Source organism: Priestia sp. RMT2NF4 (genome assembly GCF_047872835.1).
Taxonomy (GTDB): Bacteria; Bacillota; Bacilli; order Bacillales; family Bacillaceae_H; genus Priestia; species Priestia zanthoxyli.
In genome coordinates this window covers 804,216-823,935 of record NZ_JBLQZO010000001.1, presented here as the reverse complement: position 1 = coordinate 823,935, position 19,720 = coordinate 804,216, and the positions used below count along the sequence as shown (strand labels likewise).

Genomic DNA, 19,720 nt, shown 5'->3' with positions numbered 1-19,720 from the left:
GTAGAATTAAAAGAAAACATATAAACAGTATGTCAATTATGTGTCACATATTTCGTCTCTTTACAAGTTCGTATATAATAGGAATAAATCGATCAATATGCTGATTTAGATAAATAGGTCAGGCACAAAAGGAGAACGTAAACTAATGGGTGTTTCAGAAGTGACATCAGGAATTATTATTACCACTGCCGTAATTGCTATTGTGATTATTACAGTTGGTGTTTTGGCTACAATGATTGCGATTGCGAAGAAAGCAAATAAAAAGTAAGTGTGTAGAGGAGAGTTAGTATAATAACTAATTCTCTTTTTTTTGAAAAAAACCTATCGCTATTTTTATAATAAAAATGCATAAATAACGCGTGCATTATTCATAGAAAAAAGCAGGAAATTTACGTTTTGAAGCTAATAGATACATAAGGCAAGCTGCGCACTTTCATTACAAAAACAATGGAAGGGGTTCTAACAGACTTCAAGTGATATCGCCTATTTTATGTCATAATGAATGATATTCATTAACACAGCATCTTAGACGCACTTTATAACCAAATAATGAGGAGAGTGGTTGAGTTGCAACGACAAAAAGTAGCAGTGAATGGAGAAAGGTTAAAAAATACGCTTGAACGATTTGCCGATTATGGACGAACACCTAATAACGGTGTAACCCGCCTAGCGCTGTCAGAAGAAGATCGCCTAGCACGAGATTATTTTTGCTCATGCTGCCGGGATCTTGGAATGGATATTAAAATCGATGACCTTGGATGTATTTACGCCACGCTTGAAGGACTAGAAGATAAGCCGCCTGTTGTGATTGGCTCACACATGGACAGCGTAAAAAAAGGCGGAAGGTTTGATGGAATCCTCGGTGTAGTTGCAGGGTTAGAGTTAGTAAGGACGCTGGTTGAACATAATATTAAGCCGAAGGTGCCGATTATGATTGTTAACTTTACGAATGAAGAAGGAGCGCGTTTTGAGCCTTCTATGATGGCTTCAGGTATTTTATCGGGCAAGTTTCAAAAAGACGTTATGATGAAGAAGACAGATGTTGACGGCGTGACGTTTAAGCAAGCCCTTCAATCATGCGGATATGAAGGCGATAGAAGTAACCGTCTTACTGAAGCATCGGCATTTGTAGAATTACATATTGAGCAAGGGCCTATTTTAGAAAGAGAAGCCAAATCAATTGGTGTAGTCGAGTGCGTGCTCGGAATGGTATGCTATGAAATTGAAGTTACGGGGGAGTCAGATCACGCCGGTACGACGCCGATGGATATGCGGAAAGATGCGCTATTTGCAACTAATAACCTGATTGCTGAAGCTCGTCATGAGCTCGGCAGATTGGATTCAAATTTAGTCTATACAATGGGGCGTATGAACGTACTGCCTAATATTCATACCGTTATTCCAAATAAAGTGATTTTTTCGCTTGAAGCGAGACATACGGATGAAGATGTCATTGCATCCGTGGAAAAAATTATTCAATCACTGCCTGATCAAGCGGAGCTGTTAGAAGGGTGCGAAGTGCGGGTGACCAAGCTTTGGGGACGCGATACCGTGTGGTTTGATAAAACGGTTTGTGATGAAGTGGAAGAGTCGGTTCGTTCGCTAGGGTATTCCTACAAGCGAATGGTCAGCGGAGCTGGACATGACGCACAGTTTTTAGCTAGCTATATTCCGACGGCTATGATTTTTATTCCGAGCGTAAACGGAAAAAGTCATTGTGAAGAAGAGTTCACTCCTTGGGAAGAATGCGAAAAAGGTGTAAACGTACTTTTAGAGACGGTGATGAAGTTAGCTCAGAAGTAATGAGATAAAAGAGTAAACCTGCGGAGGTTTGCTCTTTTTTAGTGCTTAGAAAGACTGCGAACTATCGCATTGAACTTTTGGTTTATTATGGCTACAATAAATGAGAAGCATCGGGATGGATGTGAAAAAAGGATGTGAAAAAAAGTGAGATCTTCTCACTTGCAGAAATGAAAATTACTATTATTATTGCAGATGATAATTCGTTTATTCGAGAAGGAATGAAAATTATATTAAATACATACGAGGAATTCGACGTTGTCGCTACTTTAAAAGATGGTCAAGAAGCCGTTCAATATTGCAAGAATCACTCCGTCGATATTGCATTGTTAGATGTAAGAATGCCTGTTATGGACGGTGTAGAGGCTACAAAGCTTATTTCAGAGTCAACGAAAGCAAAGCCGCTTATTTTAACTACGTTTGATGACGATGAATATATTATTGATGCTGTAAAAAACGGAGCTAAAGGCTACTTGTTAAAAAATACAGAGCCAGAGCGCATTCGAGACGCAATCAAAAGCGTGTTCAACGGACATACGGTGCTGCAAGATGTTGTGCTTGATAAAATCAAATCGAGTTTAAACGCTGCAACTGAGCGCGAGTCAAAAGCGGATATGACACAGTTTACCGAGCGTGAAACAAGCATTATGACACTGATTGCCAAGGGGCTTTCAAATAAAGAAATCTCTAAAACCCTTTTTATTTCAGAAGGTACCGTAGCAAACTATATTAGTTCGATTTTAAGTAAAACGGGACTTGAGCACCGTACTCAAATTGCTATTTACTATTTAACCGGTAAAGGGAAGTAGGACTATGGAAGTCGGATTAATGATGACCAAGCTCATCCTCATGCTGTTTTTGGCTATTACGTACATTCAGTTTAATTATGTACACTCGATTTCAGCTATTGTGTTAGCACTGCTTCTTTACAGCTGTGTTAATATCGCCGCGTCTATTGTGAAAAAGAGCGCGTTCAAGCGCATGCTTATTGCTTTTTCAATTGTCCTTATTCTATATTGTGCGTATCAACTTCATCCTTTGTTTTTTCTTCTTTTGCCGCTAAACCTTTGTGAGCTTATTGGAGAATCAATCGTAAAAAAATGGATGGTGCTGCTTGTATTGCTTCCAGTGCTGCTAGTTCCCTCTGATATTAGAGCTCTGTATGTGTTAGTCGCTGCGTTTACTTTTTTTATTTACACAGGAGCAGCTATCTATCAAAAGCGGACAAACAATTATGAACAAAAGCTCGATGAAATGAGAGTAAGTATGCAAAAGCTGCAAAAGCACGTGAATGAAAATAAAGAGTATGTGAGACAGTCTCAATATGCTTCAAAATTAGAAGAGCGAAATCGACTATCGCAGGAAATTCATGATAAGATTGGTCATTCAATGACAGGAGCGCTTATTCAAATGGAGGCAGCAAAGCACGTAATGAAGCAAGACGAGGAAAAAGCGCTGTCTCTTCTTCAAAATGCGATTACAATTTCGAAAGAAGGCATTGAAGAAATTAGGTTAACGTTAAAAAGTATAAAGCCTCCCGCTGAGCAAATAGGAATCAGCCGTCTTAAATTATTTATTGGTGAATTTGAGGCTAAGCATAGTATCGCAATGCCTCTTGTATACAAAGGGAATTTAGATCTTATCACGCCTCTTCAGTGGAAAATTATTCATGAAAATATAACAGAAGCTATTACAAACGCTTTAAAATATGCAGAAGCAACGATGATTGCCATTGAGCTTCACGTACTAAATAAAATGGTTAAAGTAGAAGTCAAAGACAATGGAAAAGGCGCTCACTTGTTTCAAAAAGGACTTGGCATAGCAGGAATGGAAGAGCGCGCTGCTTCCATTAACGGAACGGTGATTGTCGACGGTACAAACGGATTTTCTGTTACCACACTGCTGCCGATAGGTGAGAAACTTCATACGTAAATAATGAGATTTCTCATGGGGAAAAGGTGAACTTATGCACTGACGTAAGTTTGCCTTTTTTTCATAAAATAAGGATATACCAACACACTAGAGGTGAAATGATGAACGTATTATCCATTCAAAAATTAACAAAGAAATTTGGAGATTTTATTGCGGTAGATAATTTATCTTTACAAGTAGAAGAAGGAGATATATTTGGATTTTTAGGAACAAACGGAGCAGGAAAAAGCACAACGATTCATATGGTAGCTAGTCTTCTTCAAAGCAACAGCGGCGATATTGAAGTACTTGGGAAAAATATAAAGAAACACCGAAATTTCGCAAAGATGAACATCGGAATTGTTCCGCAGGACTTAGCGATTTATGAAGATTTGACAGCCTATGAAAATGTGAAGTTTTTTGCAGGACTCTACGGATTAAGAGAATCACTTCTTAGCGAACGAGTCGAAGAAGCTTTAGCGTTTGTAGGGCTTTTAGATAAACAAAAGGCGTATCCGAAAAGCTTTTCAGGAGGAATGAAAAGAAGGTTAAATATCGCATGCGCAATTGCTCATCGCCCTAAGCTGATCATTATGGATGAACCGACGGTTGGCATTGATCCTCAGTCGCGAAATTATATTTTAACATCTGTAAAAAAGCTAAATGAAATGGGAAGCACAATCATTTATACGAGTCACTATATGGAAGAAGTAGAAGAGGTATGTACAAAAATTGCAATTATTGATCACGGCAAAATTATTGCTGAAGGAACAAAAGAGCAGCTGAAAGCGATTATCACCGATACAAAAGACATTTGGATTGAAGTAAAAGAAGCAGACGATATAGATTGCAGCGGTCTAAAGGAAATTCCAGGCGTAACAGCCGTTACGTATGAAGATGGAATCATTAAAATTAATTCAAGCGCCGAAGTGAATAACTTAAACAAGGTCATTCATTATTTAATGACGCATCATATCGAAATTAAAGCAGTTAAAGAACAAGCCCCTAATTTAGAGACGGTCTTTCTGACGCTCACAGGACGCAGTCTAAGAGATTTATAAAAGAAAGGAGGAATAACGAATGAATATTATTGCAATTGCTTTGAAAGAAATGAAAAGTGATCTGCGAGATAAGCGTGCATTTATCTTTATGATTCTTTTTCCGCTAGCTCTTGTCCTTATTTTAGGAACAGCTTTGTCTCAAGCCTTTAATAACGACATGACGATAGACGATAGCTATGTTCTCTATAAAATCGACACAAGTAATGAAGAATCTGCTGCTTTTAAGCAGTTTGCTGCACATGCAGAAAAATCGGGCATTCACTTTAAAGCGTTGAAAAAAGATCAAGATGGAAAAAAAGAAGTAAAAGAGCAGCATTATACAGCTTATGTAGAAGTGAAAGACGGAGGCATTAATCTCTACGGAAATGAAGAAAACAGCATTGAATTTAACGTGGTGCAAGGTATGTTAAGTACATTTGTTGATAAGTATAACGTGGCTATGGAAGTGGCCAAAGTAAATCCTCAGCAAGTCGAGAACCTGCTGCGTGCGTCTAAGCATGACTATATTCAAGAAACATCCCTTCATTCTCAAAAACAGCCAAATTCAATAGACTACTACGCTATTTCAATGACCACCATGATTGTTTTGTACGGATCTATCTCAGCGAGTTATTTAATTAGAGGAGAGCGTATGCGAAATACAGCAATTCGATTAGTAGCCGCACCGATTAAAACCGCTGAAATTTTTGTCGGGAAAATTTTAGGCACTGTTTTGGTTCACGCCATTTGTGTATTAGTCGTCATTATGTCGACTAAATATTTTTTTGATGCGAATTGGGGAGATCATTTACTCTTAGTACTCGTAATGTTAGTATCTCAGATTCTTTTTGCCATTAGCTTTGGACTAGGAGTTAGCTACCTTACGAAGACGGAAGCGGCGTCAAGAGCAATTATTATGGTTGTGATTCAAGTGTCGTGTATTGTGGGAGGAACCTATTTTCAAAATGGAGCTGGAGAAGGCTTCGTCAATGTATCACCTTTAACCTGGATGAATAATGGACTTATTAAATTGATTTATACAAATGATATCGGCGCTTCTCTTTCAGTTATCGGGTTGAATGTAGGCTTCTCTATTTTATTCTTGGGCACAGCCATTGTGCTTTTGAGAAAAAGAGAGGGGTTATAACATGAAAAATATCATGTGGCTTGTTACAAATATGCTGAGAAATATGCTGCTTAGAAACAAAAGGACACTTGTGCTTGTTATTGGTTTGCCTATTGCAGGTATTTTGATGTCCGTTCTTATTTATGGAAATACAGCAGGGACTTCGGTGAATATCGGAGTTGTCAATCACGACTCAACGGATATCTCAAAAGACACCGTTCAGTTTTTAAAAGGGCTGCATAAAACAAATGTTAAAATGCTCACGGCCAAAGAAGTGGATCATGAGATTACGTCAAAGAAAGTTGATGCTGTTATTACTTTTGAAAAAGGGTTTTCTGAAAGCGTCAAAGCGAACAAACCAGATCATATTACGATTACTTCGATAAAAGGAGCAGAAGTAACGGGCTTTATTAAGTCTTATTTGTATCAATATATTGATAATGTTTCTGCGCTTAATCAAGCAGCAGGCGGCAATGACGCTGCGTTTAAACAAATGTATGAGAGTTATCAAAAAGCGCCATTCCACGTCTCTACGCATGCACTCAAAGACAAAGGAACCGATCAAAACATTGTCAAGCAGACAATTGGGTATTTAATTATGTTTATGCTTTTTTCTGCCGTAAATCTATCGGCTCTTATCACAAAAGAAAAAGAGCAGCGCACGTATTTTAGACTGCTAGCTTCGCCAGTTAGCGCAAGGCAATACGTGATATCTAATGTTCTGGCAAATATGATTTTATTAACTTTGCAAGTAATGATTACACTTGTTTGTATTACGACTCTTTTTCACGTAGATATGAACATTCCTGTGTGGCAGCTGTTTTTTATTTTAGTTTTGTTTGGGCTAGTAGCCATCGGCTTGTCGCTTGTAATCGTTGCTTTTACAGAAAGTTCAAAAGCGGCAAACGGCCTTCAAACGCTTATTATTACGCCAACTTGTTTACTGTCAGGGTGCTTTTTCCCTCCTGAATTTATGCCGGATGTGATGCAGAAAATAGCCGACTTTCTTCCTCAAACGTGGGTATTAAGCACGTTGAAAAGTGTTCAACAAGGAGTCGCATTAAGCAGCCTATGGTTAAATATCAGCATTTTACTAGCTTTTGCACTCGTTTTTTTCCTGCTATCGATTTATAAATTAAATCGAAATAATACTGTTCAAAAGTTTATTTAAATGGTAAAGTCAGAGAATACCTCTGGCTTTTTTTGTAATTTTTAAAAAGTTTCAAAAAAAGATTGAAAAATATAAGATGAAATTTTAGAATGAAAGAGGAAAGGGGTATACAAAAAGAGAATAAATAGGGGAGAAAAACGAAGTTCATGTTGGTTTTTTGCACAAATAAATGAAATCGCTTACATAAGTCAGCATGAAAATACGGAAGGAGAGATTGTCAGCGAGATAACAAAGGGGGAAAAACAGTGGGAATTTATGAACTACTTGTACCACGCACGGTTTTATATGGAGAAGGATCATTTTCTAAAATTGGAGAACAAGCTGCACTGCTTGGGACAAAGGCACTGCTTATAAGTGATGACGTTATGGCGAAAGCAGGCAATGTAGAAACTTGTCGTCGTTACTTAGCAGAGGCTGGCATGGACTGTGCCGTGTATACAGGCGTAAATTCAGAGCCGACAGATATTCATCTAGATGAAGCGCTTGCCATATGTAAAACGGAGCAGTGCGATGTGGTTATTGCCTTAGGGGGAGGCAGCTGTATCGATACTGGAAAAGCGGTTGCCATTATGATGACAAATGAAGGGCATCTACGAACGTATTTTCAAAATCAACAAGATTTTCAAGGTAGTCCTCTTCCTTTGGTTGCCGTGCCTACGACTGCCGGAACGGGCTCAGAAGTGACGAAAGCGACGGTTATTACAGACACGGCGTACGATGTAAAAATGATGCTCGCAAGGCCTCAATTATTGCCTGATACAGCCATTGTTGATCCGTTATTAACTCTATCATGTCCAAAACACGTAACGGCAGCTACAGGAATTGATGCACTCAGTCATGCGGTCGAAGCGTATTTGTCTAAAAAAGCACATCCTTTTACGGATTCACTTGCGCTTCAAGCAATTGAGTTAATTATGAAAAATATTCGTCTTGTGTACAGAAATGGAGAAAATGTTCAAGCAAGAAACGAAATGGCCTATGCTTCTATGCTTGCGGGGATGGCGTTTTCAAATTCATCCGTTGCTCTAGTGCACGGTATGTCACGACCTATTGGCGCGTTATTCCATGTGCCGCACGGTATTTCTAACGCGATGCTCCTGCCTGCGGTTTTGGACTATACAAAAGAGGCTTCAATCGATCGTTTAGGTGAAATAGGACAAGCTCTTTTTCCGAACGTATCATATACAAAAAAAGAAGGAGCAGATGTGTTAATTGAAGCCATCAAGCAGCTTTGTATCGACTTAGAGATTCCTAATCTTCAATCGTGGGGCATTGATCGTCAGCTATTTTATGCGGCGGTTGAAAAAATGGCAGCGGATGCGATTCAAAGCGGAAGTCCTGCTAACCATCCGGTTGTACCGACGGCAGAAGAAATTATCCAGCTGTATTACACGTCCTATGAATATGAGTTTGAGTCTGCACTTTATAAGAAATAAGATAAATTCAAGACAAATTGAATGAGGGATGAAAGGGGAAACGTTATGGATTTGCTGATTATTTTGCTGTCTCTGGGGCTTTTGATGCTGGTTGCTTACCGCGGATTTTCAGTTATTTTGTTTGCTCCACTTTGTGCGCTGCTAGCCGTTATTTTAACGGAACCAAGCTATGCACTCCCATTTTTCTCAAACGTTTTTATGGAGAAAATGGTTGGATTTATTAAAAACTACTTCCCTGTCTTTCTATTAGGAGCAGTCTTCGGGAAGATGGTTGAAATGTCTGGAGTCGCTGAATCGATTGCGAAAACAATTGTTAAAGTCGTGGGGGCTAAACGTGCGATCTTGGCGATTGTTTTAATGGGAGCAATCTTAACCTACAGCGGCGTAAGTTTATTCGTTGTTGCGTTTGCAGTTTATCCGTTTGCGGCTAACTTATTCCGCGAAGCGAATATTCCAAAACGATTAGTACCGGGAACGATTGCATTAGGAGCTATTTCGTTTACCATGGATGCACTTCCGGGTACACCGCAAATTCAAAATGTTATTCCAACGACTTTTTTTAAAACAGACATCTATGCTGCTCCGACACTGGGGATTATCGGATCAGTTATTGTTTTTAGCTTAGGTCTTTGGTATTTAGAAAGTCGAAGTAAAAAAGCAAGAAAAGCTGGAGAAGGCTACTACGGATTTAATAATGAACTAGCAGCTGCTGCAGAGCTAGAAAAAGAGTCTGTACCTTCTACAGAACCTAAATATGAACCTAGCGTAGCAAGACAGATTTTAGCGTTTGTTCCGCTCGTGCTTGTAGGGGTTGCAAACAAATTTTTTACTGTTTCTATTCCAAAGTGGTACCCAGACGGTTTTGATTTTGCCAAAATTGGCCTTGAAGCGTTCGGAAAAGTAGATTTAACCGCAGTTGTTGGTATTTGGTCAGTGGAGTTAGCACTTGTTATTGGAATTATTACGACGATTGCGTATGACTGGAAGAGAGTGACCACCGGTTTCCAAGCGGGTCTTAACGCAAGTATTGGCGGAGCGCTTCTCGCTGCGATGAACACGGGAGCTGAGTATGGCTTTGGAGGCGTTATTTCATCTCTTCCTGGCTTTGCAACCGTTCGCGATGGTATTTCACATACCTTTACAAATCCGCTTGTCAATGGAGCCGTTACGACAAACATTTTAGCCGGTATTACAGGATCCGCTTCTGGAGGTATGGGAATTGCGCTTAGTGCGATGGGAGATAAGTATGTAGAAGCTATTAATCAATACAATATTCCTCCTGAAGTTATGCACAGAGTTGTAGCGATGGCATCAGGCGGTATGGATACGCTTCCTCATAACGGAGCCGTTATTACCCTGCTTGCTATTACCGGATTAACCCACAAGCAGTCTTACCGAGATATTTTTGCCATCACTGTTATAAAAACGCTTGCATGTTTCTTAATCATTGGAATCTACAGCTTAACTGGACTCGTATAACAAATAAAGAGGCTGAGTGTAGTTGAAGAAAGATCCGAACGATAAATCGTTCGGATTTTTTTATTGTTGCACTGATTTTGTATATCGAGCCTTTTGCTCTAAAACAGATTCTTTGACTTTCTAAACTGTAAGTATTATGATTACACTACTTTCTAGAATACTATATGCCGTTACATTAATTCTTAGCATGTTTATGAAGAAAGGAGAATGACTGTGAAGCTATTTGAAGGAAATTTAAAAGTAGGCGACTGGGTCAAAGGAAAGTCTCGCGACGGTGAACTTATATACGGATATATAAAAACGATTAATCCATCTAAAAAAGCCGCACTAATCAATGTAGTGAAAAGTGATGATGAAAAAATGGTCGGCACAACCATTGGCATGATGGATGAAAAAATAGAGAAGCTGCCCCTTCAAAAAACGGCGCACGAAGAGCAGATTCTTTCATTGATTGATCTTGCGCTGCTAACAAAAGACGAAGCTTGGTTTATTGAATTAACAGCTGAATTAAAAAGAGTACAAGATAAAAAGCAAGGCTGACATTCCTAGTAAAGGAATGAAGGCCCTGCTTTTTTTATTATTCCTAGGGGAAAAGCAGGAATGGAAAGCAGCTTGCGAGAAGAAGTAAATGACGACATTAAAAGAAAAGGTGATAAAAGATGAGTAAACGTGTCTTGATTTTAACAGGAGATGCCGTGGAGGCTTTAGAAGTTTTTTATCCGTATTATCGCTGTTTAGAAGAAGATATTCAGTGTACCATTGCCTCTCCCGTGAAAAAGAAGCTCCAAACGGTTGTTCATGATTTTCTTCCAGAAATGGAAACATTCACAGAAAAAACGGGATATAAAATTGATTCTCATGCTTCTGTAGATGAAGTGGATCCCGCTGATTTTGACGGACTTATTATTCCTGGAGGACGAGCGCCTGAATATATTCGAATGAACACAAAAGTTCAGGAAATTGCTGCTCATTTTTTAAAAGAAAACAAACCTTTAGGCGTTATTTGTCATGGTCAGCTCGTGTTAACGACGGTTAGAGAGTATCTCCAAGACAGAGAAGTGACAGCGTATCCTGCTTGCCGTCCGGAAGTAGAAGCGGCGGGTGCTATATTTGTTGAACAGACGCTCCACGTAGACAGAAACTTAGTAACCGGACAAGCTTGGCCGGATTTACCTAAATTTATGAAAGAGTTTTTTAACGTGCTAAAAAAAGCTGAAAAAGTGAACGCATAATAAAAAAAGCGGGCTGAGAGAAAACCATTCTTTCAGCTCTTTTAATTGATGATAGGTGAGGTGTAAACAACGTGCAGCTAGTGTCTGAACTGTCGAAGAAAATTATAAAAGAAGTACAGCTGGTGATGAAAGAACATGTAATTGTAACGGATCCACGCGGAATTATTATTGCATCAACAGAAGAAAAGCGGGTTGGTTTTTTTCACGAAGGTGCGTGGAACGTGATGCAAAAAAAGCAAAAACTATATATCTCTAAAAAAGAAGCAGCAGATTTAAAAGGAGTTAAGCCAGGAATTAATTTGCCTATCAGTTATCAAGGAGACATTATTGGCGTTATTGGCATTACAGGTACTCCAGAAGCTGTTGAGCCTTTTGCAGATATTATTCGAAGATTAACAGAGTTAATTATTCGCGAAGCATACTACATAGAAACAAAGGAATGGGAAAATAAAGGAGTAGAAGCTTTTTTTCGTGAATGGATTTATAGCCAGCAGGTAGATGCAGAATTTATTGAACGAGGTCATATTTTAGGAGTACAAGTAGACAGTCCTTATTGCTGCACGCTGTTTCAAATTGACTCATCTCTTTCGAAAAAGAAGCAGCAGCAGGTACAAGAAACAATTCGCTACTGGTTTGAAAGTCATAAAGGTGAAGGAGATTATATCGCAAATTGGGGATACGATCGCTTACTTTTACTGAAAGAAGCGGTAGGTGAAAAGGTAAGACAAGGATTTAAAGAAGAATTAAAAAAATGTCAGCAGTACATTCAAGCAAACAACCAAGTTATCATCACTATTGGTGTAGGAAAGCCAGCGGAGCAATTTAATTTGCATGCTTCATATGAAGAAGCAAAAAAAGCGCTTAAAGTAGCTTCAAAACGTCAAACCGTTGTTTTTTATGAGGAACTGCTGATGGATATGATTTTAGAAGACGTTTCTGAACCTGTAAAAAAGGAATTCTTAAGTCGAGTGCTTTCCGCTCTTTTAAAAGAAAAAGAGCTTCTCGAAACGTTGAAATGCTATTTATCCAATGATCAATCATTAAAAAAAACGGCAGTTGATTTACATATTCATATCAATACGCTTCATTACCGCTTGAAGCAAATGAAAGAACTAACAGACATTGATCCTAAAAGTGTAAAGGGTCTCACGCTTTTTTACCTTGCGCTGTCTCTACTAGAATAAGTGCGCTATTCATTAGATAAACATACAAAAAATGAGTTTTTAAAGCGCTTTTTTTTAGTTTTTTATCTATAGTCCCTCGTGGCTTCTGCAACTATAATAAGATTAAGAGATATATAAGGAGGAACGTTATGCTTAATGAACGAACAAAAGCAAAGCTCATTGAAGTTGTAGGATTGGCCAACTTTCAAGATAGCAGTGAAGCAAGACTCGTATATTCTTATGACGCAACCCCTAACTTTCAGTCGCTTCCTGATGCAGTTATTATGCCTGAAAACAAAGATCAAGTGAAAAGAATTTTAACGATATGCAACGAAGATCACGTTCCTATTGTGCCAAGAGGCTCAGGCACAAATCTAAGCGCAGGAACGTGTCCAACGCAAGGCGGAATTGTTCTTACCTTTAACCGAATGAATAAAATTTTGGAAATTGATGAAGAAAATTTAACCGCTACCGTGCAGCCGGGTGTTATTACGTTAGACTTAATTAATGCCGTAGAGGCAAAAGGTTTATTTTATCCTCCTGATCCAAGCTCTATGAAAATATCGACCATTGGAGGAAACATCAATGAATGCTCAGGAGGATTACGAGGCTTAAAATACGGAGTAACAAAAGATTACGTTCTTGGTCTTGAAGTAATTCTTGCAAACGGCGATTGTATTAAGACAGGAGGCAAGCTGGCTAAAGATGTAGCTGGCTACGATTTAACGAACTTGTTTGTCGGGTCTGAGGGAACGCTTGGCGTCGTGACAGAAGCCATTTTAAAGCTCATTCCAATACCTGAAACAAAACAAACTCTGCTTGCGCTGTTTGAAGACATGGACGCAGCTGCTAAGACGGTTTCAGCAATTATCGCCAATAAGATTATTCCGGCTACGCTTGAATTTTTAGATCAGCCGACGTGTGAAGTAGTAGAAGATTTTGCCCAAGTTGGGCTTCCAACTGATGTAAACGCTGTCTTATTGATTGAACAAGATGGCCCGCCAGAAGTGGTGAAGCGCGATATTGAAATGATTTCACGCATCTGCAGTGAAGGAAAGGCTGTATCGGTGAAAGTAGCGGCTTCGCAAGCAGAAGCAGAAGCGTTAAGTACAGCAAGAAGATCAGCTCTTTCTGCTTTAGCACGAATGAAGCCAACGACGATTTTAGAAGACGCAACCGTCCCGCGGTCTAAAATTAGTGAAATGGTCAAAGCGATTAATGAAATTGCTGTAAAATACAACGTTAAAATCTGTACGTTTGGTCATGCGGGAGACGGAAATCTGCATCCGACTTGTTTAACAGATGCGCGTGACGAAGAGGAGCTTCACCGAGTCGAACAAGCTTTTGAAGCAATTTTTCATAAAGCCATTGAGCTTGGAGGAACGATTACAGGTGAACACGGAGTCGGAGAAATGAAAGCACCGTATTTAGCATTGAAGATGGGCGGAGAAGGAGTAGCTGCGATGAAAGCAATTAAGTATGCTTTGGACCCGCAAGGAATTATGAATCCAGGGAAAATTTTTGCTAAAGACACGAGAAAAAGAGTGGTGGTTCGTTCATGACGGCAACAAAAGACATTCAGCAAGCGTTTAAAGAACGGTTAGATTATGACGAGTTAATGAATTGTATGAGATGCGGTTTTTGTTTGCCAAGCTGTCCGACGTATGGCCAAACCAATCAATATGAAGCAGCGTCACCGCGCGGAAGAATTGCTTTGATGAAAGGAGTTGTAGATGGGCTTATTGAACCGGATGAATCCGTTGAAAAACAATTGAACCTTTGCCTTGGCTGCCGAGCGTGTGAGCCTGTTTGTCCTTCGGGTGTGAAGTACGGACACTTATTAGAAGAAGCGCGTGATATTATTCAGCAGAAAAAACGACATAAATGGCCGGTAAAAGCGCTCAGGCATATGGTGTTTGAACAGCTTTTTCCGCATAAAGAACGATTAAAAAATGTACATTCTCTCCTTGCTTTCTATCAAAGAAGCGGCTTGCAAAAAGCTGTTCAAAAAACAAATATATTAAACGTCCTGCCCGGTAATTTAGCACAAATGGAAAAAACGCTTCCGCCTGTGCCAACAAAAAAAGAAATGAAGAAACGTCCTTTTTTATTTGAAGCAGAAGGAACAAGAGAGCGTACGGTTGCTTTTTTTACAGGGTGTTTAATGGACACGATGTTTATGGAAACAAACAACGCGACGATTGCACTTTTACAAAAAGCGGGGTGTAAGGTCGTTATACCAGAAGTGCAGACGTGCTGTGGCGCCCTGCATGCGCACGGCGGAGAAAAAGATCAGGCAAAAAAGTTAGCAAAACAAAATATTATGGCGTTTGAATCCATTCAAGCGGATGATATTGTTCTTAATGCAGGCGGCTGCGGTGCGCTGTTAGTGGAATACGATCATCTATTAAAAGATGAGCCGGAATGGAAAGAAAGAGCAGCGGTCTTTTCTGCAAAAGTCAAAGATTTCTCAGAGATTTTATTGCAGCAGCAGTTTGTAGAAAGACAAAAGTTATCGCTCCCAAGTCAAATTATTACGTATCAAGATTCGTGTCATTTAAGAAACGTGATGAAAACGTCCAGCGCACCGAGAAAACTGATCCAAGCGATTAACGGAACGGTGTTTAATGAAATGGAAAATGCGGCTCATTGCTGCGGATCAGCTGGTATTTATAACTTAACGGAACAAGAGATGTCTATGCAAATTTTAGATTATAAAATGGAAAAAGTGAAAGAAGCCCATGCCCATACAATTGTAACAGCAAACCCGGGCTGTCTCATTCAAATGAAGCTAGGCGTAGTCAGAGAAGGAGTAGAAGAAAGTGTAAGGGCCGTTCATCTTGCAGATTTACTTCTTGAAGCAGTAGAAAGCAAATAAAAAGGCCGGACGTGTCCGGCCTTTTTATTATTTGAACAGCTGAGAAACAATTTCGTACGAACGAAGGCGAGCTTTGTGATCGTAAATTTGAGCGTTAATCATCAGTTCATCTGCTTCTGTTTCTTCAATAAACTGTTCAAGCTTGACTTTAATCGTCTCAGGACTTCCGACAATAGAAGAGCCCAGCTGCTGTTGAAGAGAAGCTTTTTCAAAGTCAGTCCATAGTTCATCCATATTATCCACGGGAGCTTTTAGTTTACCCGGTGTGTTTCGAATTAAATTTAGAAACTGCTGTTGCATAGAAGTAGCCAAGCGTTCAGCTTCTCTATCTGTATCAGCAGCGATTACGTTTACACCTAACATTGCATATGGTTTCTCTAACACGTCGGACGGCTTAAAATAACGACGGTACATGTTAAGAGCTGTCATTGTATTATTAGGCGAAAAGTGACTTGCAAATGAAAATGGCAAGCCTAGCTGTGCAGAAAGCTGTGCGCTAAAACCGCTTGAGCCAAGGAGCCAAATCGGAATATTTAAACCTTGACCGGGAACAGCTTTAACACGCATCTGACTTTCTGAAGCAGGTTTAAAGTATTCTTGCAGTTCGGCCAGCTGTTCTGGGAAGTCACTGCCGTCGCTTCTGCGGTCGCGTCGCAGCGCCTGCGCTGTCAGCTGATCTGTCCCTGGCGCTCTTCCTAAGCCTAAATCAATACGTCCTGGAAATAGTGATTCAAGCGTACCAAAATGCTCAGCAATAACAAGCGGAGAATGGTTAGGAAGCATAATGCCGCCAGAGCCTACGCGAATGCGTGACGTGCCTCCAGCGACATGACCAATTACAACAGATGTAGCGGAGCTTGCGATACCTGTCATATTATGATGTTCAGCTAGCCAATAGCGGTTATACCCCCATTTTTCAGCGTGCTGAGCTAAATCTAATGTATTTCTAAGTGAGTCAGATACAGTTCCTCCTTCAACTACAGGAGAAAGATCTAACACGGAAATCGGAATATCTTTTAATGCTTTACTCATCAATTTCATCTTCTTTCTTTAAAGACTTCATAGGCCTTGTTATTTCAATGGAATACAAGTATTTTAACAAGAATCTTTCGAGTTCCAAAATATTTTGCTTCGGTTGTTTTTTTTAATTCCTTACTCTTTTATTACACAAGCTCCTAAAACGCAAAAAGCTTGTACGGTATAAGGCAGAAGCCGCCTCTTTCTATAAAAGACTGTCATATTTTATAGAAGAAGGGAGGATGAATATGGTTACTTTAAATGAACTAAAAAGCAAGCAGTACGATATGATATACAGTTTAGGCTATAACTGTTTTCCAGGGATATATATGAAAAAATATTCTTTGCGAAAACAAGCCGGGGTGATTGATTGGTGTATTAGCATTTCTCTTTCTCATGTCAATCAGCTGTTGAAAAATCGCTGTAAAGACTTATTTGTATATGAACACTTAACCTATATCAGTTCTTTCGGAGATGGTTCCACGCTTAGACTGCGTGATAAGGTGTATCAAATTGATTCTGCTCATGATTTTCCGTCGTCTATTAATATGGAGACTAACTGGCTTTCATATAATGAAGTCAAAGAAAAATATGAACGGAGAACGGAGCGATTTTTAACGTCAATGGAGACCAGTTCTTGTATATTGTTTATTCGTATGGGTGGAACGTATGAAGAAGCGAAAGAATTAGAGCATGTTTTAAAGGGAATGGTCAAAAACGATTTCTATATACTGCTGCTGACAAACAGTGAAAAAGAACTTTTGTCCGAAGCTAACTGGGACTTGCCTTATACATGTGTTTTACATGCACCTATTTTTTCAATGGACGTGCTGCGCGATGATAAAGTATGGGAAGAGCTCTTAAGCGGGCTTGTTATAAAATAAAAGAAACTCTTTTTGTGTAATACGGGAATGAAAAAGCTCGTTTTTTTCATAGACTTTGTTATATCTGTGTATCAAAGGAGATGAAAAGATGGAGTCCAATGTGCGGAAGGCGATAAAAGAAATTGTGTTGCTGCTGCTAGAACAAGATCAGCGCTGGAATGAGTATCTAGTACAGCTGGAGGATTTGAAAATACAAGTGGATTTGAATAGTTCCGCATATGAAGTTCTGAGAAAGATGACGGGTAATTACGAAGTGCTGCTTGAACATATGGATCTCATTCAGCAGTTTGAAAATCATTCTAAAAGTGAAACGGCGCTGAATGACTTAGTTACTATCGTTATGAAGCATTACTCATTAAAAAATTCATAAGCCTGCTTTGTGCAGGTTTATGGAGTTTAAGCTCTCAATGGAATTCGGTAGAGATAATCGTTTATAATAAGTACATATGGTGATGAAAGGGTGATCGATATGGAAGAGAAACAAGAAATTGTACCCGTTCGTACAGAGGAAACAGCCAAATATTATTCGGAAGAAAAATTTTGGGACAAGCTTAAAAAGTTTGGTAAAAAAGCGGGAGCAAACGTTGTTTATGCCGTACTGCTTTTATACTACACGCTGCAAAAGCCTGATATTCCTCCAAAAGCAAAAGCAGTGATTATAGGAGCGTTAGGTTATTTTATTCTTCCTTTAGATTTAATTCCGGACTTTGCAGCAGGAGTTGGATTTACAGATGATTTAGGAGCTCTGGGGCTTGCATTGATTCAAGTTGCCATGTACATTGATGAAGATGTTAAACTGAAAGCAAAAGAAAAAATCAAAACGTGGTTTTCAGAAGAACACAATTTTTCCATTATTGATGCTAAAATAAAGTAACGTTATGATCAAAATGTCATTATTAAATAAAGTGAGCAAAAGAAGGTGATAGATGAATCATCTTCTTTTTAACCGATAATATATAGGTCTTTATGACTATTTTAATCCGTTTTATGTAAAAAAAACAGGATTAAAATATTTTTTTCATTAAAATTTTAAGCAATGTAATTGAATAATTCCCCTACAAATGTTAAGTTAAAACATGTTCATAAATTCGTCACAGAAAGCAATATACAAATAAGTAAGATAGTTTGTAAAAACTTTGTGAAATTATGGAACTTTTTAACTGAGAGTTTCAAACTCTTAGAGATTCTTCCTCATCAATCAGAAGTCGCTTTCTTTCGTCACAAGATTAAGCATCTTTCATTTGAAGGTGTTTTTTTTCAGCCTAAGTAAGCCAACAACATGATTGTATGACAAGTTTTTACTAAGGTTGTAGAGTTACTGTATTGTATGACAAGTTTTATGTGATTTGATATTGATTAAATGAACAGTTTCGAAGTAAATAAATGATTGCAGAAAAACAAAGTCCATGCGTTTTCATGAACCATTATACGTTACTTCATATTTGTAGAGATGTTTAGCAAAAGGGGAGATGAATGGCCTGACGTAAACAATATCCATAGACAAGCCTTAGAAGATAATTATCTTTCTAAGAAAGCAAATTTATATGATTGATTCTAATCTAAACAATGGAGTGTTCAAAAATGGAAATTAGTCAAATCTTTATTATTTTAACCCCAATCTTTTTTGTTATTTTGCTAGGTTATTTAGCAGGATATTTTAAAAAGTTTGATGCAACAACATCTAAAGGGTTAAATACGCTTGTAACAAAATTTGCGTTACCTGCACATCTATTCGTTGGTATTACAACAACATCAAAACAAACGCTTATTGAAAAATGGCCGTTTTTACTAGCATTAGTTCTTGGTATTATTGGATTTTATGTTCTTTTCTTACTTGTTGCAAAATATGTATTCAAATACTCACTAACAGGCGCGTCTATGTTCTCTTTAAACTCTACGCAGCCAACGTTTGCGTTTATGGGTATTCCCGTATTAGGTAGCTTGTTTGGCGCGGATGTAGTAGCAATTCCAATCGCTATTACGGGTATCGTAGTAAATGCGATGCTTGATCCTTTAGCAACTATTATTGGTACGGTTGGACAGCGCGAAAGAAGTGAAGGGGATTCTGAAGAAAGCTTATTTAAAGTAACGATTAAATCAATCTTACACGGTCTTTCTGAACCGTTAGCTTGTGTTCCGTTAATCGCAGTAGTATTAGTGCTATGTGGGTTCCAATCTCCAGATTTACTATCAAGCAGTTTAGATCAAATTGGTTCAATTACATCTGGTGCGGCACTATTCGCAGTTGGGGTAACAATTGGTATCCGTAAAATTCAATTTAGCCCAGCGGCATTTGGTATTGCGATTTTAAAAGTGGCTATTCAGCCGCTTGTAATGTTAGGAATTGCAACAGCAATGGGTCTATCATCAGCTGACATCGTAAAATTAGTGTTATTAGTAGCGTTCCCAGGTTCAGCTGTAGCAGCGATGATTTCAGTGCGCTTTGATAGCCTAGCTGGTGAAACAGCTTCAGCATTCGTACTTAGTGCCATTATGTCACTTGTTACATTACCGCTATTAATTTCTTGGTTAATGTAGTCACATATATCAATATAAAATAAAAAAGGCTTTGCTATTTTAGCA

Annotated in this window: 19 protein-coding genes; 18 read left to right on the top strand and 1 reads right to left on the bottom strand. The window is 38.8% G+C overall.

Features of this window, described 5'->3' with window-relative positions; all coding sequences use genetic code 11:
* Positions 1 to 145: 145 nt before the first annotated feature.
* The 14 genes from ACMX9J_RS04155 to ACMX9J_RS04090 all read left to right on the top strand — a co-directional run bounded on the left by ACMX9J_RS04155 (position 146) and on the right by ACMX9J_RS04090 (position 15,236).
* Entirely contained in the window at positions 146 to 268 is a 123-nt protein-coding gene (locus ACMX9J_RS04155; protein ID WP_013057357.1) for a hypothetical protein, read from the top strand.
* A 299-nt stretch (positions 269 to 567) separates the two neighbouring features.
* Complete coding sequence (locus ACMX9J_RS04150; RefSeq protein ID WP_325077908.1) at positions 568 to 1,803, top strand: Zn-dependent hydrolase; 1,236 nt, start codon at positions 568 to 570, stop codon at positions 1,801 to 1,803.
* A gap of 167 nt (positions 1,804 to 1,970) precedes the next feature.
* Positions 1,971 to 2,609, top strand: a complete 639-nt coding sequence (locus ACMX9J_RS04145; protein ID WP_028408271.1) for a response regulator — start codon at positions 1,971 to 1,973, stop codon at positions 2,607 to 2,609.
* Positions 2,610 to 2,613: 4 nt separating this feature from the next.
* Positions 2,614 to 3,732: a sensor histidine kinase gene (locus ACMX9J_RS04140; protein WP_311264579.1), complete on the top strand. Its 1,119-nt coding sequence runs from the start codon at positions 2,614 to 2,616 to the stop codon at positions 3,730 to 3,732.
* A 101-nt stretch (positions 3,733 to 3,833) separates the two neighbouring features.
* Positions 3,834 to 4,772 carry an ABC transporter ATP-binding protein gene (locus ACMX9J_RS04135; RefSeq protein WP_416225687.1) on the top strand — a complete coding sequence of 313 codons (939 nt, stop codon included), beginning with the start codon at positions 3,834 to 3,836 and terminating at the stop codon, positions 4,770 to 4,772.
* A gap of 19 nt (positions 4,773 to 4,791) precedes the next feature.
* On the top strand, positions 4,792 to 5,898 hold the full coding sequence (locus ACMX9J_RS04130) for an ABC transporter permease (protein ID WP_048019179.1): 1,107 nt from the start codon (positions 4,792 to 4,794) through the stop codon (positions 5,896 to 5,898).
* Between the two features lies 1 nt (position 5,899).
* Complete coding sequence (locus ACMX9J_RS04125; protein WP_154991246.1) at positions 5,900 to 7,048, top strand: ABC transporter permease; 1,149 nt, start codon at positions 5,900 to 5,902, stop codon at positions 7,046 to 7,048.
* A 245-nt stretch (positions 7,049 to 7,293) separates the two neighbouring features.
* Positions 7,294 to 8,484: an iron-containing alcohol dehydrogenase gene (locus ACMX9J_RS04120; RefSeq protein ID WP_080963383.1), complete on the top strand. Its 1,191-nt coding sequence runs from the start codon at positions 7,294 to 7,296 to the stop codon at positions 8,482 to 8,484.
* A gap of 45 nt (positions 8,485 to 8,529) precedes the next feature.
* Positions 8,530 to 9,963: a GntP family permease gene (locus tag ACMX9J_RS04115; RefSeq protein WP_013083445.1), complete on the top strand. Its 1,434-nt coding sequence runs from the start codon at positions 8,530 to 8,532 to the stop codon at positions 9,961 to 9,963.
* Between the two features lie 213 nt (positions 9,964 to 10,176).
* A complete protein-coding gene (locus ACMX9J_RS04110) occupies positions 10,177 to 10,503 on the top strand; it encodes an IDEAL domain-containing protein (RefSeq protein ID WP_028413094.1) in 327 nt (108 codons plus the stop codon).
* A 119-nt stretch (positions 10,504 to 10,622) separates the two neighbouring features.
* Positions 10,623 to 11,195 carry a DJ-1/PfpI family protein gene (locus ACMX9J_RS04105; RefSeq protein ID WP_033579191.1) on the top strand — a complete coding sequence of 191 codons (573 nt, stop codon included), beginning with the start codon at positions 10,623 to 10,625 and terminating at the stop codon, positions 11,193 to 11,195.
* Positions 11,196 to 11,266: 71 nt separating this feature from the next.
* Positions 11,267 to 12,379 (top strand): CdaR family transcriptional regulator, encoded by a 1,113-nt coding sequence (locus ACMX9J_RS04100; protein WP_328173487.1) that lies wholly within the window; start codon positions 11,267 to 11,269, stop codon positions 12,377 to 12,379.
* 128 nt (positions 12,380 to 12,507) lie between these two features.
* Positions 12,508 to 13,920: a glycolate oxidase subunit GlcD gene (glcD, locus tag ACMX9J_RS04095; RefSeq protein ID WP_416225442.1), complete on the top strand. Its 1,413-nt coding sequence runs from the start codon at positions 12,508 to 12,510 to the stop codon at positions 13,918 to 13,920.
* Positions 13,917 to 15,236, top strand: a complete 1,320-nt coding sequence (locus ACMX9J_RS04090) for a (Fe-S)-binding protein (RefSeq protein ID WP_033579188.1) — start codon at positions 13,917 to 13,919, stop codon at positions 15,234 to 15,236. The genes glcD and ACMX9J_RS04090 overlap by 4 nt, the downstream gene beginning before the upstream one ends.
* 27 nt (positions 15,237 to 15,263) lie before the next feature.
* On the opposite strand, the gene ACMX9J_RS04085 is transcribed toward ACMX9J_RS04090, so the two are convergent.
* Positions 15,264 to 16,268, bottom strand: a complete 1,005-nt coding sequence (locus ACMX9J_RS04085; protein ID WP_028413099.1) for an LLM class flavin-dependent oxidoreductase — start codon at positions 16,266 to 16,268, stop codon at positions 15,264 to 15,266.
* Positions 16,269 to 16,501: 233 nt separating this feature from the next.
* On the opposite strand from ACMX9J_RS04085, the gene ACMX9J_RS04080 reads away from it, so the two are divergent.
* The 4 genes from ACMX9J_RS04080 (at position 16,502) to ACMX9J_RS04065 (ending at position 19,675) form a co-directional block, all read left to right on the top strand.
* Positions 16,502 to 17,137: a DUF1796 family putative cysteine peptidase gene (locus ACMX9J_RS04080; protein WP_416225441.1), complete on the top strand. Its 636-nt coding sequence runs from the start codon at positions 16,502 to 16,504 to the stop codon at positions 17,135 to 17,137.
* Between the two features lie 88 nt (positions 17,138 to 17,225).
* On the top strand, positions 17,226 to 17,507 hold the full coding sequence (locus ACMX9J_RS04075) for a hypothetical protein (protein WP_033579186.1): 282 nt from the start codon (positions 17,226 to 17,228) through the stop codon (positions 17,505 to 17,507).
* 99 nt (positions 17,508 to 17,606) lie between these two features.
* Positions 17,607 to 18,011 (top strand): YkvA family protein, encoded by a 405-nt coding sequence (locus ACMX9J_RS04070; protein ID WP_028413100.1) that lies wholly within the window; start codon positions 17,607 to 17,609, stop codon positions 18,009 to 18,011.
* Between the two features lie 707 nt (positions 18,012 to 18,718).
* Positions 18,719 to 19,675 carry an AEC family transporter gene (locus ACMX9J_RS04065; protein ID WP_028408284.1) on the top strand — a complete coding sequence of 319 codons (957 nt, stop codon included), beginning with the start codon at positions 18,719 to 18,721 and terminating at the stop codon, positions 19,673 to 19,675.
* The last annotated feature ends 45 nt before the right edge of the window (positions 19,676 to 19,720 follow it).

Excerpts from the sequence above, each read along its gene's own strand:
- ACMX9J_RS04115 (WP_013083445.1), top strand. The coding sequence starts at position 8,530 with ATGGATTTGCTGATTATTTTGCTGTCTCTGGGGCTTTTGATGCTGGTT.
- ACMX9J_RS04135 (WP_416225687.1), top strand. The coding sequence starts at position 3,834 with ATGAACGTATTATCCATTCAAAAATTAACAAAGAAATTTGGAGATTTT.
- ACMX9J_RS04075 (WP_033579186.1), top strand. The coding sequence starts at position 17,226 with ATGGAGTCCAATGTGCGGAAGGCGATAAAAGAAATTGTGTTGCTGCTG.
- ACMX9J_RS04130 (WP_048019179.1), top strand. The coding sequence starts at position 4,792 with ATGAATATTATTGCAATTGCTTTGAAAGAAATGAAAAGTGATCTGCGA.
- ACMX9J_RS04155 (WP_013057357.1), top strand. The coding sequence starts at position 146 with ATGGGTGTTTCAGAAGTGACATCAGGAATTATTATTACCACTGCCGTA.
- ACMX9J_RS04065 (WP_028408284.1), top strand. The coding sequence starts at position 18,719 with ATGGAAATTAGTCAAATCTTTATTATTTTAACCCCAATCTTTTTTGTT.
- ACMX9J_RS04145 (WP_028408271.1), top strand. The coding sequence starts at position 1,971 with ATGAAAATTACTATTATTATTGCAGATGATAATTCGTTTATTCGAGAA.
- ACMX9J_RS04105 (WP_033579191.1), top strand. The coding sequence starts at position 10,623 with ATGAGTAAACGTGTCTTGATTTTAACAGGAGATGCCGTGGAGGCTTTA.
- ACMX9J_RS04085 (WP_028413099.1), bottom strand. The coding sequence starts at position 16,268 with ATGAGTAAAGCATTAAAAGATATTCCGATTTCCGTGTTAGATCTTTCT.
- ACMX9J_RS04140 (WP_311264579.1), top strand. The coding sequence starts at position 2,614 with ATGGAAGTCGGATTAATGATGACCAAGCTCATCCTCATGCTGTTTTTG.
- ACMX9J_RS04125 (WP_154991246.1), top strand. The coding sequence starts at position 5,900 with ATGAAAAATATCATGTGGCTTGTTACAAATATGCTGAGAAATATGCTG.
- ACMX9J_RS04080 (WP_416225441.1), top strand. The coding sequence starts at position 16,502 with ATGGTTACTTTAAATGAACTAAAAAGCAAGCAGTACGATATGATATAC.
- ACMX9J_RS04070 (WP_028413100.1), top strand. The coding sequence starts at position 17,607 with ATGGAAGAGAAACAAGAAATTGTACCCGTTCGTACAGAGGAAACAGCC.
- glcD (WP_416225442.1), top strand. The coding sequence starts at position 12,508 with ATGCTTAATGAACGAACAAAAGCAAAGCTCATTGAAGTTGTAGGATTG.
- ACMX9J_RS04090 (WP_033579188.1), top strand. The coding sequence starts at position 13,917 with ATGACGGCAACAAAAGACATTCAGCAAGCGTTTAAAGAACGGTTAGAT.